Annotated in this window: 15 protein-coding genes and 2 tRNA genes; 14 read left to right on the top strand and 3 right to left on the bottom strand. The window is 54.0% G+C overall.

From position 1 onward, the window contains the following. Position 1 precedes the first annotated feature (1 nt). The 5 genes from ATG98_RS12585 (at position 2) to ychF (ending at position 3,753) form a co-directional block, all read left to right on the top strand. Positions 2-76: transfer RNA gene (locus ATG98_RS12585), tRNA-Gln, on the top strand. A 52-nt stretch (positions 77-128) separates the two neighbouring features. Further along, entirely contained in the window at positions 129-1,079 is a 951-nt protein-coding gene (locus ATG98_RS12580) for a ribose-phosphate diphosphokinase (RefSeq protein ID WP_098421393.1), read from the top strand. A gap of 186 nt (positions 1,080-1,265) precedes the next feature. Then, positions 1,266-1,898, top strand: coding sequence for a 50S ribosomal protein L25/general stress protein Ctc (locus ATG98_RS12575; RefSeq protein ID WP_098421392.1), 633 nt, complete (start codon positions 1,266-1,268; stop codon positions 1,896-1,898). 24 nt (positions 1,899-1,922) lie between these two features. Further along, positions 1,923-2,513: an aminoacyl-tRNA hydrolase gene (gene pth, locus ATG98_RS12570; RefSeq protein ID WP_098421391.1), complete on the top strand. Its 591-nt coding sequence runs from the start codon at positions 1,923-1,925 to the stop codon at positions 2,511-2,513. Between the two features lie 148 nt (positions 2,514-2,661). After that, positions 2,662-3,753 carry a redox-regulated ATPase YchF gene (gene ychF / locus ATG98_RS12565; protein ID WP_098421390.1) on the top strand — a complete coding sequence of 364 codons (1,092 nt, stop codon included), beginning with the start codon at positions 2,662-2,664 and terminating at the stop codon, positions 3,751-3,753. Positions 3,754-3,826: 73 nt separating this feature from the next. Here ychF and ATG98_RS12560 read toward each other — a convergent pair whose 3' ends face one another. The 3 genes from ATG98_RS12560 to ATG98_RS12545 all read right to left on the bottom strand — a co-directional run bounded on the left by ATG98_RS12560 (position 3,827) and on the right by ATG98_RS12545 (position 6,575). Further along, entirely contained in the window at positions 3,827-4,795 is a 969-nt protein-coding gene (locus ATG98_RS12560) for an asparaginase (protein WP_098423341.1), read from the bottom strand. Between the two features lie 301 nt (positions 4,796-5,096). Then, positions 5,097-6,041, bottom strand: coding sequence for an RNA-guided endonuclease InsQ/TnpB family protein (locus ATG98_RS12550; RefSeq protein ID WP_098423338.1), 945 nt, complete (start codon positions 6,039-6,041; stop codon positions 5,097-5,099). A 6-nt stretch (positions 6,042-6,047) separates the two neighbouring features. Next, positions 6,048-6,575, bottom strand: a complete 528-nt coding sequence (locus tag ATG98_RS12545; protein ID WP_098423337.1) for a hypothetical protein — start codon at positions 6,573-6,575, stop codon at positions 6,048-6,050. Between the two features lie 51 nt (positions 6,576-6,626). On the opposite strand from ATG98_RS12545, the gene tnpA (ATG98_RS12540) reads away from it, so the two are divergent. From tnpA (ATG98_RS12540) to ATG98_RS12495, 9 genes are all read left to right on the top strand, one after another. Then, positions 6,627-7,043, top strand: a complete 417-nt coding sequence (tnpA, locus tag ATG98_RS12540) for an IS200/IS605 family transposase (protein ID WP_098423336.1) — start codon at positions 6,627-6,629, stop codon at positions 7,041-7,043. 48 nt (positions 7,044-7,091) lie between these two features. Continuing rightward, positions 7,092-7,406: a methyl-accepting chemotaxis protein gene (locus ATG98_RS22390; RefSeq protein WP_098424440.1), complete on the top strand. Its 315-nt coding sequence runs from the start codon at positions 7,092-7,094 to the stop codon at positions 7,404-7,406. Positions 7,407-8,086: 680 nt separating this feature from the next. Next, positions 8,087-8,491 (top strand): IS200/IS605 family transposase, encoded by a 405-nt coding sequence (tnpA, locus tag ATG98_RS12525; protein ID WP_098423334.1) that lies wholly within the window; start codon positions 8,087-8,089, stop codon positions 8,489-8,491. 216 nt (positions 8,492-8,707) lie between these two features. Beyond that, positions 8,708-10,054 (top strand): PAS domain-containing protein, encoded by a 1,347-nt coding sequence (locus tag ATG98_RS12520; RefSeq protein WP_228706122.1) that lies wholly within the window; start codon positions 8,708-8,710, stop codon positions 10,052-10,054. Further along, positions 10,054-10,716 (top strand): class I SAM-dependent methyltransferase, encoded by a 663-nt coding sequence (locus ATG98_RS12515; protein ID WP_098421386.1) that lies wholly within the window; start codon positions 10,054-10,056, stop codon positions 10,714-10,716. The genes ATG98_RS12520 and ATG98_RS12515 overlap by 1 nt, the downstream gene beginning before the upstream one ends. Positions 10,717-10,785: 69 nt before the next feature. Further along, positions 10,786-10,862 (top strand) — tRNA-Met (locus ATG98_RS12510). A 149-nt stretch (positions 10,863-11,011) separates the two neighbouring features. Further along, the gene (locus ATG98_RS12505) at positions 11,012-11,455 is read left to right on the top strand and encodes a PACE efflux transporter (RefSeq protein ID WP_098421385.1); all 444 of its coding nucleotides are present in this window, start codon (positions 11,012-11,014) and stop codon (positions 11,453-11,455) included. Between the two features lie 123 nt (positions 11,456-11,578). Then, positions 11,579-12,199 carry a trimeric intracellular cation channel family protein gene (locus ATG98_RS12500; RefSeq protein WP_098421384.1) on the top strand — a complete coding sequence of 207 codons (621 nt, stop codon included), beginning with the start codon at positions 11,579-11,581 and terminating at the stop codon, positions 12,197-12,199. A gap of 116 nt (positions 12,200-12,315) precedes the next feature. Then, positions 12,316-13,593, top strand: a complete 1,278-nt coding sequence (locus ATG98_RS12495) for an O-acetylhomoserine aminocarboxypropyltransferase/cysteine synthase family protein (RefSeq protein ID WP_098421383.1) — start codon at positions 12,316-12,318, stop codon at positions 13,591-13,593. The last annotated feature ends 31 nt before the right edge of the window (positions 13,594-13,624 follow it).

The raw sequence follows: 13,624 nt of genomic DNA, 5'->3' as shown, positions 1-13,624 counted from the left end.
CTGGGGTGTCGCCAAGTGGTAAGGCAACGGGTTTTGATCCCGTCATGCGCAGGTTCGAATCCTGCCACCCCAGCCATCTTTCTCCTGCTTCCTCTGAATCACACGCCGATACCGAGAAGGATGCTATCGTGTCCAAGTTAATGATTTTTGCCGGCAACGCCAATCCTGACCTTGCCCACGCGATTTCCAAGCAACTCCATATTCCAGTTGGCAACGCAACAGTCGGTTGTTTTAGCGATGGTGAAACCACCGTTGAAATTAACGAAAATGTGCGCGGCCACGATGTTTTTATCATCCAGCCTACGTGCCACCCCACCAACGACAATTTGATGGAACTTATTGTGATGGCCGACGCCCTGCGCCGGGCTTCAGCGTCACGTATCACCGCGGTTATCCCCTATTACGGATACGCCCGTCAGGATCGTCGAGTTCGCTCCAGCCGTGTCGCCATCAGCGCCAAAGTGGTTGCTGACATGATTTCCAGCATTGGTGTAGATCGGGTACTGACCGTAGACTTGCACGCCGATCAGATTCAAGGCTTCTTCGACATTCCGGTAGACAATATTTACGCCACACCGGTACTGATTGAAGACATTGAAAAGCAACGTTTTGAAAACTTTGTTGTGGTATCGCCCGACGTTGGCGGTGTTGTGCGGGCCCGCGCCGTGGCCAAGCGCCTGGATGACGCAGATCTTGCGATTATCGACAAGCGTCGCCCCAAAGCCAACGTGTCCCAGGTTATGCACATTATTGGTGACGTGCGTGGCAAGGTTTGCATTCTGGTTGACGACATTGTTGATACCGCCGGCACCCTGTGCAAAGCCGCCGAAGCCCTGAAAAAGCACGGAGCATCGCGAGTTGTGGCCTACATCACTCACCCGGTGCTGTCAGGCAAAGCCATCGAAAACATCAATAATTCCGAACTGGACGAACTGGTGGTGTGCGACACCATTCCTCTGGGTGAAAAAGCCCGGCAATGTGATAGAATCCGTCCCCTCAGTATGGCCGGACTGCTCGCGGAGTCTATTCGCCGCGTTAGCAACGAAGAATCTATCAGCGCCATGTTCGAGAATGTCTAAGTCGATCTGATTTTTGAGCCGTTCCGAATAACTGGAACAGTTTCAAATAGACCGCAAAAGCAAATACCGGTACGGGAGCCACAACGGCTCCCGTACCTTTTCATAGCTGGCACCGCCGGCTTTTTAAAACCTCATCTGTAAAGGGCCTGGTCGCGGGCCGTGCAGATGACGATAAGGATACTTACCATGTCTCAGGACTTTGTACTTACAGCATTTCCTCGTGACGACCAGGGGAGAGGTGCGAGCCGCCGCCTGCGTCGCGAAGAGCGTAAAATCCCGGCCATCATCTACGGTGGTCACAAAGACGCTACGCCCATCTCCATCTGGCACAACGATCTGAAAAAGGCGCTTGAAAACGAAGCGTTCTACTCTCGCGTTCTGACCATTGAACTGAACGGCGAAAAAGAAAGCGTTATCCTGAAGGATCTGCAGCGTCACCCGTACAAGCCGCTTCTGAGCCACGCTGACTTCCAGCGCGTTAACAAAGACGAAGAAATCTTCGTTCACGTACCGCTGCACTTGGTGAACGAAGAAACTGCTCCGGCCATCAAGACCTTTGGTGGCGTTGCCTTCCGTTTGATGACCCAGGTAGAAGTAGCCTGTTTACCGGAGAACCTGCCAGAGTTCATCGAAATCGACCTGTTTGACGTCGAGATGGATGGCATTGTGCACATGAGCGAACTGAAGCTTCCAGAAGGCGTTCGCATTCCAGCACTGCAGCACGGCGCAGAGCACGACCAGGCTATTGTTACCATCAACAAGCCTAAAGGCGTGAAGTCTGACACCGTTGAAGACGAAGAAGAAGGCGAAGACAAGTAGTAATCACTGCGGGGACGACGGCAGATGGCACAGGATATTGTCATGGTGGTTGGACTGGGTAACCCTGGTGCCGATTACGAGAATACCCGCCATAATGCCGGCGCCCTCTTCGTTGAGGCACTGGCCCGCGATGCGGGTCAGGCGCTTCGCCTTGAAAAGAAATACCACGGCCTTTATGCCCGTATTCAATGGCAAGGCGTGGAACTGCATTTGCTGAACCCTTTAACGTTCATGAATCGCAGCGGTTTGTCGGTAAAAGCGCTGGCAGACTTTTTCAAGATACTCCCCGAACAGATTCTGATCGCCCACGACGAACTCGATTTACCCCCGGGCACCGCGAAACTGAAAAAAGGCGGCGGTCACGGCGGTCATAATGGTTTGCGCGACAGCATTGCACACCTTGGCACCAACAATTTCCAGCGCTTGCGACTTGGCATTGGCCACCCTGGCGAAGCCCGTCAGGTAACCGGCTATGTACTGAGCCGCCTGGGCAAACAGGAAGCCGAAGCACTGAACGCGGTCTTCGATGAAACCATGCGCGTGCTGCCAGACGCCGCCAACGGCAACATGGCCGCGGCCATGAACCGCCTGCACGGCTTTGACGCCAACGCTTAAATCAGGGACAGATTTGAAATCTGTCCCTAAGCACGAACCGAGAAACCAGGGACAGATTTCAAATCTGTCCCTAAGCAAGCATCACACAGCGGGGACAGACTTTAAGTCTGTCCCCTAGGCACATTTTCAGCAGCATCAGAGGCACTCCATGGGATTTAACTGCGGCATCGTCGGCCTTCCCAACGTCGGCAAATCTACCTTGTTCAACGCACTGACCAACGCAGGCATTGGCGCAGAAAACTTTCCGTTCTGCACCATCGAGCCCAACGCCGGCGTAGTGGCCATGCCCGACCCGCGCCTGACCAAGCTGGCCGAGATTGTTAAGCCCCAGCGTGTTGTGCCAACCACCATGGAGTTTGTGGACATTGCCGGGCTGGTAGCCGGTGCGTCCAAGGGCGAAGGCCTGGGCAACCAGTTTCTGGCCAACATCCGCCAGACCGAAGCCATTGCCCACGTAGTGCGTTGTTTTGACGACAGCAATGTTATTCACGTGGCCAACAAGATAAGCCCGGCGGATGACATAGAGGTGATCAACACCGAACTGGCGCTGGCCGACATGGACACCGTGGAAAAAGCCATCAGGCGGGTACAGCGCATCGCCAAAGGCGGTGACAAAGAAGCCAAAGCCCAGCTGGATATTTTTGAACGCTTGCTTCCGGTTCTGAACGAAGGCCAACCGGTACGCAGTATGGGCCTGACTAAAGACGAACTGCTGCTGATTCGGGAACTGTGCCTGCTGACCATCAAGCCCACCATGTACATCGCCAACGTGGCCGAAGACGGCTTCGAGAACAATCCGTACCTGGACACCGTGCGCGAAATCGCCGCTGCCGAAAACGCCGTGGTGGTGCCCATCTGTAACAAAATTGAAGCAGAAATCTCCGAACTGGAAGACGACGAAAAAAGCATGTTCCTGGACGAGATGGGCATGGAAGAGCCCGGCCTTGACCGCGTGATTCGCGCTGGCTACGGCTTGCTGGGCCTGCAGACCTACTTTACCGCCGGTGTGAAGGAAGTACGCGCCTGGACCGTAAAAATTGGCGCCACTGCGCCCCAGGCCGCCGCCGTGATACACACCGACTTCGAACGCGGTTTTATTCGTGCCGAGGTGATTGGCTACGAAGACTTCATCCAGTTCAAAGGTGAAGCCGGCGCCAAAGACGCCGGAAAATGGCGCCTGGAAGGCAAAGAATACATCGTCAAAAACGGCGATGTGGTGCACTTCCGCTTTAATGTCTGATTAAAATAACGGAAACACTCAGCGCTTTTTGAAGAGCCTGAAACGGTCGCTACTGCAAGGGGCAGCCAGACTGTCAGGAAAATAGCGACTGATCGATTGGCATATTGCACGACAAAGCGCACATAAGCCGCAGCCGGGCCTTTCTGGCATTAAGGTGGCTGGCCTTGAGCACGCCTATCGCGACCTGTTCAGCCAGTGACCCCCGGTACTCATAGGCCTCTGCGAGCCTGCCCCATTGGGTCGACGACACGACCACCACAGGGACGCCCGTGGCACGCAGGACGCCAAGCGGTTCCATCCAGTCCGGTGGAACCTGGCCACGGCCGACAGCGTCTATTATTAGCCCCTGGGCGCCGTTGGCCACCGCCGCTTCAAGCAGAGCCGGCGATGCGCCAAGCGCTACCGGAATAATATCCACCCGCGGCAGCTGCTCGCCCGGCGCAATTGCGCATAAGCGTTGCAATCGCTTGGTGAGCCGGACCTCGTCGCCGTCGACAAAACCCACGGGCCCGATACCCGGCGAACCAAAGCCATTAAGCTGATAGCTGCTGAGTTTGCGCACAGAGCTTGCCCCGTGAATCTCTTCATTGAACACCACCAGTGCGCCGGCGCCCCGTGCCTGCGGCGCATTCGCTACCTTCAACGCATCGCGAAGATTGGGGCCGGCATCCGATCCCGTGGCATAGGGCACTCGCTGAGCGCCCGTGACCACAAGAGCAGTGTCTTCAAGCGCCAGGCTTGTGTCGAGGAAATAGGCCGTATCTTCGAGGGTGTCCGTGCCTTGAGACACAACCAACCCGGCCACATCTTTACGCTGCGACAACTCGAGACACAACGTTCTCAACTGCAGCAGATCGTCGGTGGTGATGGCATTGCTGGGCTTCTGGTAAAGAGTGATAACTTCCACCGGACCGTCGCTATCAATCTGCAACGTATCCATCAACTCTTTGCCTGAAAGGGCACCCGCAATCGCCCGCCCCGAACTGCCCGGAAGACTGGCGATGGTGCCGCCCAGTGAAATAAGTACGACAGTACTTTTCATATTCGTATCTTCAGAAAAAAATGGTCAGGATGTTTGATCGTACAATATAGAATAAATACTTTACTGCAACAATGAGTTCGAGGCCGTCAGCGGTTTCACCAGGGAAGAGCTGATTGGCAGTCCGCACAACATTTAGCTGACGGCTGAAAAGGCTCAAAGCGCTACCTCCCTGGTTGCACAGGGCAGTGATGTCGCCCAGACCACGCTGACGGTGATTGAAGCGCTGTCCGTTACGGTTGATCAGGTGCGCACTGCTGTGGAAAGCCTGGCGACTGAAACTGACCACGTGAACTACCCGTGGCTAAAGCCGCCGAGCTTCCGAAAGACAATAATGATCTATCGTCCGTCGAGAATGTAGAGCATCGCCGATCGTTGCCTGACAACCAGGGCTTACAAGATCTCCGCTTCCTGAAGACGCCAGTTCGGGCGCCTTTTTCCGTCGCACTTTGGTGGTTCGAGGTGTTTTCCCTTGCAAGAACGCTTCACTTCGAACGTGCGTTATTCCGCGCTGCTTGATCACGCAGGCCGCGTTGTCATCCGCGTTTGCGGCGAAGCCGCAACCGAGGCACTTGAACGTCGCTTGTGACGGTCGGTTGCCTTTTTCAGTGTGGCCACACTGAGAGCACTCTTGGCTGGAATAGTGCGGTTTGACTCGCACCATGAGCTTACCGCGGTCTATTAATTTGTAGGCGGTGAACTGGCGAATCTGCCCCAGGTTCACAGAATGAATCGCTTTGTTCAGGCCGCGCTTCGCGCTGGCGCCGTTGACCAGCCAGCGACCGGTGTTCGGGCAGATCTTCGCTTTTGGCCGGCGAACCATGTTGTTGATTTTGATGTCTTCGAATGCCGCGATGAGTCGTGTTTTATCGGCAATTCGCTTGGAAATGTGGTGCGAATTGTTGCTCTGAATATGAGCCCGTTTCTTGCTGTAATGAGCGATTTTGCGTTGCATCTTCTTCTCGCCACCGGTGCGAGGTCGCTTTATCGTTCCGGCCTTTCGATCGTTGGCTCGGGCCATGCGCGAATACCGGCGCTGGTACCGGATTCGGCGTTTCTCCAATCGACTCAAAGCTGCGACGGTGTCATCCGGCAAGTGATACACCTCGCCGGCGGAGTCCGTGAGCTGACGCTTAACACCCAGATCATAACCGTCAACCTGGCCTTCCAGCTCGGTGTCGGAGAGCGATGCGGCGTACTGCCGAACGTCGTTCTCGGTCATCACATCGAGAGCTTTGTCGAAGCTCATGGACAGCTAGAATCGGCGCCCTTTGCGTGACAAATACAACGCCTTGCCCGCGTCTTTTGCCGGGAACGGCATCACCACGCCGGTTAGGTACTGGCCGCGATGGCGCTTGCCGGAGTTGGCTTTCAGCTGAACAAGGCAGCGATCGTTGTCCAGTTCCTGGACATCGAACAGTTCGTTGGTGACGTAACAATTCCGTTTTTTGTGTTTGGGGCGAACGGTGGGACGACTGCGAAGCCCTTTCAGGGCGGCCTGATTTGATTCGAACCACTTGGCCCCGGCGTTTCGCCGAATCTGCGCCGGAATGTCTTTCAAAAAAGGCATCTCTGCCTGGAATTGGGCGGCTGAAGCGTCCACCTTTGGTCGATGTTCGACAGGCTTGCCGGCCTCGATCCACGACTGACACTCCGCCCGAGAGGCCAAGGTCTTCTGGTTGTAAATCACGGTGTAACCACCGATCCATTGCGCGATCGCAGTGGCCGCTTTAGGCGACAACTGGTCGGTAATTTCGATGGACTTTCCGTGCTTTACAATCATGCCTTAAAGGTAAACCATACCGGCATTGAATTCTAGTATATTGAGCACACTATGTCCGAAAATAACCACTGGCGAAAAGGTCGAAGCGTTGTTTACAAGAACACAGTCCACCTAGTCTTTGTGACAAAATACCGTCGATCCGTCTTCACCGACGGGATCCTGACGGCCATCGAAGGCATCCTCCGGGAAACCTGTGAACAGATGGGTTCGGAGCTTCTGGAATTCAACGGCGAGGGCAACCACGTACATCTCATCGTCAGCGCTCACCCCAGGCACTCCCTCTCGAATTTTGTCGGAAAACTGAAAGGCAAAAGTGCTTACGTTCTGCGCAGAGACTTCCATGAGGAAATCCGGCCGTGGTTGTGGGGAAGCCATTTCTGGAGTCCGAGTTATTGTGTGGTCTCAACCGGCGGAGCGTCTTTGGACGCTGTGACAAAGTATATTCAGGAGCAGGCTCGTCCGCTCTGAATACCCGGGCTATCCCCGAGCTAAAGCAAGGGGTTTGCGCCCGGAAAGATTCCGATCAATACAGCAGCCAGCTTAATTCAATCCATTGCAGACCAAACCAACCTGCTGGCCCTCAATGCTGCCATTGAGGCCGCCCGAGCGAGCGAGCACGGCCGCGGGTTTGCGGTTGTAGCAGACGAAGTTCGCTCACTGGCGCAAAAAACCTGTGGATCAACCGAATCCATTCAGAAGATCATCACTACCCTTCGATCCAGTGCCAAGGATGAAAGCTTGGAAAGCGTTTCTAAAACAAGCGATAGTGACCAGGCTTTGGAAAAAATAACGGCCGACCTCCATGGCCTGACGGAGCGCTTTAATGCCTAAAGGCACCTTACCAGGCTCTGACGCAGTTGAAGACCTGGACATTGAACAGCTGCGTACGGCCTTTGGCCTCCAAAGTGCCATTTTGGAGGCAACCTTGCTGGACGCTCTGTGCAGCAAGTCTTTCATCCGGCGATGACGCTTGTTGGTCACAGCGCGAACGCCCGGCTGATCCGTTGCGAGTGCGATGAGGTTGTTGATGCCTAAATCGATCCCGGCCTTGCGGGATTTGTCGAGAAGACGGCAGAAACGGCCCGCCTCCACGATTTTTGATTCGTCGTAGATGAGTTCGATTATAAAGCAGTTGCCTTTGGGTACGATGCGCACTTCAAGAGCAACGGTGTCGCCCACCAAAGCGTTCCAGTTCTGCGAAAAACGAAACTGTGTTTTGACCGGGGGGAGCTTGGCGTACAGCTCTCGGTTGTTTTTCTTGAGCCATTTATCAGCGTCGCGGTGCGACAGCGTTTGATCTTTGCCTTCAGGGTGGTGCTGCATCAAATAGGAGGTGGCGTTTTTGATTCTGCGAACAATCTGAGTACAAACGCCGGCCCCACGAAACGCCTCATGCGGCTTCCGAATGACAATCTGTTGGGTGCGGATAGGCGTTGATTTCTCTTTGCTCATGTTAATAATATTACAGACAGCCAAAATTGGTGTCAATTCTTATACAGTGATATTTTAGTATGAAAAGAAGCCATAATTCCTGCATCTACAAACTCCAATATCATTTGGTCCTGGTGACCAAGTACAGACACAAATGCCTGAATGACGAGATGCTGCTCTGGCTTGAAGATGAGTTTATCCGACTGTTAAGCGCCGATGATTGCGGTCTGGACGAGCTCAATGGCGAGGCGGATCATATTCACGCGCTCATCACGCTTCACCCGATGATCACGCCGGCAAAGCTGATCAACACGCTGAAAACCGTCAGCAGCCGGATGATTAAGAAAGAGTATGGGGCGCAACTCAAGCAGTACTACTGGGGCACAAACGCGCTTTGGAGCCGATCGTACTGTTTATTGTCGGTGGGTGGCGCACCGATCAGCGTTCTTCGTGCGTACATCGAAAACCACGACCGACCAAAATAGGCGCTATCCATCCAACACTAAATCAGAGATTTTGAATTGGAATTCCGCGCAGTTCGTTAAAAATAAGGGTTGCGATATCGCTCAGGGATTCTGGTACTCGAGGCCGCTGAGCGCTAAGAAAATGAGGTTGACCCTACGGCCTGACTGATTTTTTGTTACATTCAAACATTGGCGCTGGACATAAAGCGGCCGTCTGCATGATCAGGCCAAGTGCGGTTGCAAGCAACAACGGCCACATACGACAATCAACTCACGCAAAATGTTGCCCTTGGTATGAATACGATTGCTGACCACACCGATCCGAACGTCACTGCTTTTGCTTTTGAACAGTCTTACAACGCTGCTTTACTGACAGATGCAAACTCTGGCGAAGAAGGGCACCGTATTGTCTTCGCCAATCAGGCCTTTCTGCGGATGACGGGCTACAACGAAGAAGAGTTACTCGGACGAAACCCGCGCCTTCTTCAGGGGCCAGCAACCAATCCTGATGTGATTGACAGACTGCGCCATTGCCTTCAAGACGGCACCCATTTTCAAGGTTCGACGATTAACTACCGCAAAGATGGCCGCCCGTACACGGTCGAGTGGAACATTTCTCCTGTACGTAATGAGGCAGGTGAGATTACGCATTTCATTTCGTTACAGCGGGACATCAGCAGCCTGATAGCCGCGCAGAAAACAACTCAGCTTTTTGCCCACGTAATCAACGCTACCGATGATGGCGTGCTTATCACCGATAGCCACGGAACCATCGAATTTGCTAACAAGGCCTTCGAGACAATCACCGGGTACGGACTCACGGAGGTACTGGGTCGAAATCCGAGCATGTTCAATTCCGGAGAACAGAATTTTGAATTCTATAAGGACATGTGGGACACCCTGAAGAAGGGGCGTTCTTACAAGGGCACTTTTGTTAACCGCGGCAAGAATAACGAGCTGATTTACTGTGACGAGACAATAACGCCGCTGACCGATGAAGCGAATAATGTCAGTCATTACGTGAGTATATTTCGCGACCTGACAACTCGAGTATTGGAAGAACAGACGTTCCGTGAAATGGTGCGCTTTGACGGGCTAACGGGAGCCCTGACCCGAGTAGCCGGAGAGCTAGCGCTGAAAAAGGCCTATATGCAGCACCGCGGGTCCAAACTGCCTATGTCGATCATGATGGCTGACATCGACCATTTCAAACAAGTTAACGACAGTTGGGGGCATGCCGCCGGCGATATAGTTCTCAGAGCTGTTACGAGCACGATGATTGCTACACTGAGGGCTAATGATACCGTGATACGCTGGGGCGGCGAAGAGTTCCTGCTTATTTTCGGTGGCTGCAATTTAGACCAGGGACTGCTGCTGGCCGAACGTTGCCAGCAGGCCGTGCAGAACAAACATCACGAAAACGTGGGCCCCGTCACCGTGTCGATCGGTTTGGGCGAATTGCAGCCCGAGGAAGCTTTAGCGGATTTGATTGAGCGCGTTGATAAAGCCCTTTATAGCGCTAAGACATCAGGCCGTAACCAGACACAGGTATCGGTCATTCAGAAAGGAGCTTTCAAGCCATAATGGACAGCCTTCCTTTGCGTCTGCGTTACCAAACCATCGAAGTTGGTAATACTGATATCCATCTGTGTACCCTGCGCGACAATCAACAGTTTAACGACCCCGAAGGCGCGGCCGATGCCCTTGGTATTTCCTCTGCGGCCTGGCCGATTTTTGGCGTGTTATGGCCGTCTAGCATAGTGCTGGCAAACCATATGCTGGACTACCCGATTGAGGGCAAACGCATCTTGGAAATCGGCTGCGGCATGGCGCTATCAAGCCTGCTGCTGAACGGGCGCCAAGCCGATATCACGGCGACCGACTATCACCCCGAAGTTGAACACTTCCTGGTTCGCAACACTCTGCTGAATCAGGGCAAAAGCATTGCGTTTGAGCGTGCAGACTGGGCCGATGACCACAGTGAACTGGGGCTTTTTGACCTGATTATTGGCAGTGATCTGTTGTACGAAGACGAGCACGTTCCGTTACTGGCCGAATTTATTAACAATCACGCCAAGCCCCGCTGCGACGTGATTCTGGCGGACCCCGGCCGTGGCCGAAAAACTAAAATCAGCGTAAAACTGGCCGCGCACGGTTTCAGCAACAGCCACACAAAACCCGTTCACACGGACTACCTTGAGAAGCCGTTTAAAGGCCATATACTCGAGTTTTCTCGAAATATCTAACGCCCAACCCTTGACACATTCGGCAGCGAAACTTACTATACGCGCCGCTTCCATCGTTGATGGAGTGATGGCAAGGTAGCTCAGTTGGTTAGAGCACAGCACTCATAATGCTGGGGTCGGCGGTTCAACTCCGCCCCTTGCTACCAGACTTCAAGGACTTACAGTTAACGCTGTGGGTCTTTTTTTTTGCGGGAGATTTCCGGGTATAATCGTACTTTCGCAAACATCACGAGGACGACCTCGCCTATTTAGGGACACAGCATTCGGGACGGCCCGCTGCAACGGAGTTTTGTTGATGCGCACCACGCCAGACCGTATTCGCCAGGCGGTCAGCTTTGAAGTGATTGGTCTGATTGTTGTTATCAGCTTTGGCACTCTGGTGCTGGGCTATTCCATGGTGGATTTTGGCTTGCTAGGTGCCATTGGTGCCACCATCGCTACCGTTTGGAACTACATTTACAACCTGCTGTTTGATCATGCTCTGCTGAAGTACACCGGCACGCCAAAGAAAACCGTCAAGCTAAGAGTTGCCCACGCCTTTGGTTTTGAGCTGGGGCTGATGGTTGTATTCCTGCCGATTGTTACCCGCATACTCGACGTAAGCCTGATGGAAGCCCTGATAATAGATCTTGGCTTTATAGCCTTTTATCTGGTGTACGCCTTTGCCTTTACCTGGGCATACGACACGATTTTCCCGATCAGCCAGCCTTTTCAAAAACCGGGGACCGAGTTCAAGTAGGAGACAGATTTGAAATCTGTCTCCGCAAACTGAGAGCCGAATCGGGGACAGATTTTTAAATCTGTCCCCTACAGCCATGCCAGCGCTTGTATAATAGCGCGCCTCGCAGCATAGGAATTGTGTGTGCTCATCTCGATTTATCTGATTGCCATTACCGCCGAAGCCATGTCTGGCGCGCTTGCTGCCGGCCGGCGCAACATGGATATGTTTGGCGTGGCGCTGATTGCCTTCGTTACGGCGTTAGGTGGAGGTACCGTGCGGGACATGGTGCTGGGTAACTACCCGATTAACTGGACCCAGCACCCCGGCTACATTTACATCACCGTCAGCGCCGGCCTGTTTACTATGGTGATTGCCCGTTATATGCGGCGCCTGCATCAGCTGTTTTTGGTTCTGGACTCCCTCGGCCTGATCGCCTTCACCATTATTGGCTGTCAGGTGGCTCTGAAGCTGGACTACGAGATTCCGGTTGTGATTATGGCAGGCCTGATCACCGGCATTTTTGGCGGCATACTGCGGGACATTCTTTGCAACCGGACGCCCCAGGTTTTGCGCCACGAGCTATACGCCAGCGTGTCGCTGGTTGTTGCCCTGCTCTATCTTTACCTGCAGCATAAACATGTGCACGACGACATCAGTTTGCTGGCGGCTTTCAGCGTTGGCCTGGCCCTGCGCATGTCAGCTATTCGCTGGCGTTGGTCACTGCCGGTGTTCTCCTACGATCCCGCGCGCTGGAAGAACTGATCGCGCATTAGCTTAGAATTTCTAATTCGAAAGGCGGCTCTTTTAACCGGTTGTGACTGTGGCATACTGCAAGATTGCACATGTCCACTTTCTATAACCAAAAGGAATGAGCTGTTATGAAGCGGGAAACCATCGCGTTGCACGCCGGGTTCAAAAGCGACCCCACCACTAGAGCGGCAACCACGCCAATTTATCAAACCACCTCTTATACCTTTGATGACACCCAGCACGGCGCCGACCTGTTCGACCTAAAAGTACAGGGCAATATCTATACCCGCATTATGAACCCCACCAACGCGGTGCTGGAAGAGCGTATGGCGCAACTGGAAGGCGGCATTGGCGCATTGGCCGTGGCTTCGGGCATGTCAGCCATCACCTATGCGTTGCAAACTATCTGCACCGTGGGCAATAACATCGTCAGCACCAGTCAGCTTTACGGCGGCACCTACAATTTGTTTGCCCACAGCCTGCCGAACCAGGGCATTACCTGCAAAATGCTCACCCACGATGACTTTGACGGCGTAGAAAACGCCATAGATGAAAACACCCGCGCCCTGTTCTGTGAATCCATCGGCAACCCGGCCGGCAACGTGGTCGACATTCAGCGCTGGGCCGAGATAGCGCACAAGCACGGATTGCCGCTGATCGTGGACAACACCGTTGGCACACCGTTCCTGTGCCGCCCTATCGAACACGGCGCAGACATCGTAGTTCACTCGTTGACCAAATACCTGGGCGGCCACGGCACTACCGTTGCCGGCGTTGTGGTGGATTCTGGCAAATTTGACTGGAAAGCCAACGAAGATAAGTTCCCGATGCTGAACAAGCCAGATCCGTCTTATCACGGTGTGGTTTACACCGAGGCCCTGGGGGCAGCCGCATTTATTGGCCGCTGCCGGGTGATACCACTGCGCAACACCGGTGCCGCGCTGTCGCCGTTTAACGCGTTCCTGATCATGCAGGGCATAGAAACCGCCGCTCTGCGCATGGAACGCCACTGCGAGAACGCCCAGAAAGTCGCGCAGTTCCTTCAGGATCACCCGTCGGTGGAATGGGTTAACTACGCTGGCCTGGCCAACAGCCCGTTCCGCGCCACCTGCGAAAAAATCTGCGACGGCAAAGCCTCCGGTATTCTCAGTTTCGGTATTAAAGGCGGCCGAGACGCTGGCGCACGCTTCATTGACGCGCTGGACATGGTGCTGCGCCTGGTCAATATTGGCGATGCCAAATCTCTTGCCTGCCACCCGGCAACCACCACTCACCGCCAGCTAAACCCGGACGAGCTGAAATCTGCAGGTGTTAGCGAAGATCTGGTACGCCTGTCCATTGGTATTGAGCACATTGACGACATAATCGCCGATGTTGCCCAGGCTCTGGACGCGGCCGTTCGCTGAGAACTCCAGCCATCTGCGCTGCCGGCTTGTT

Source organism: Marinobacter sp. LV10R520-4, assembly GCF_002563815.1.
Classification (GTDB): Bacteria; Pseudomonadota; Gammaproteobacteria; order Pseudomonadales; family Oleiphilaceae; genus Marinobacter.
Note: the sequence above shows the minus strand (reverse complement) of the source record. Positions and strands in the feature narration are given on the sequence as shown.

Excerpts from the sequence above, each read along its gene's own strand:
- ATG98_RS12575 (WP_098421392.1), top strand. The coding sequence starts at position 1,266 with ATGTCTCAGGACTTTGTACTTACAGCATTTCCTCGTGACGACCAGGGG.
- pth (WP_098421391.1), top strand. The coding sequence starts at position 1,923 with ATGGCACAGGATATTGTCATGGTGGTTGGACTGGGTAACCCTGGTGCC.
- ychF (WP_098421390.1), top strand. The coding sequence starts at position 2,662 with ATGGGATTTAACTGCGGCATCGTCGGCCTTCCCAACGTCGGCAAATCT.
- ATG98_RS12560 (WP_098423341.1), bottom strand. The coding sequence starts at position 4,795 with ATGAAAAGTACTGTCGTACTTATTTCACTGGGCGGCACCATCGCCAGT.
- ATG98_RS12550 (WP_098423338.1), bottom strand. The coding sequence starts at position 6,041 with ATGAGCTTCGACAAAGCTCTCGATGTGATGACCGAGAACGACGTTCGG.
- ATG98_RS12545 (WP_098423337.1), bottom strand. The coding sequence starts at position 6,575 with ATGATTGTAAAGCACGGAAAGTCCATCGAAATTACCGACCAGTTGTCG.
- tnpA (WP_098423336.1), top strand. The coding sequence starts at position 6,627 with ATGTCCGAAAATAACCACTGGCGAAAAGGTCGAAGCGTTGTTTACAAG.
- tnpA (WP_098423334.1), top strand. The coding sequence starts at position 8,087 with ATGAAAAGAAGCCATAATTCCTGCATCTACAAACTCCAATATCATTTG.
- ATG98_RS12515 (WP_098421386.1), top strand. The coding sequence starts at position 10,054 with ATGGACAGCCTTCCTTTGCGTCTGCGTTACCAAACCATCGAAGTTGGT.
- ATG98_RS12505 (WP_098421385.1), top strand. The coding sequence starts at position 11,012 with ATGCGCACCACGCCAGACCGTATTCGCCAGGCGGTCAGCTTTGAAGTG.
- ATG98_RS12495 (WP_098421383.1), top strand. The coding sequence starts at position 12,316 with ATGAAGCGGGAAACCATCGCGTTGCACGCCGGGTTCAAAAGCGACCCC.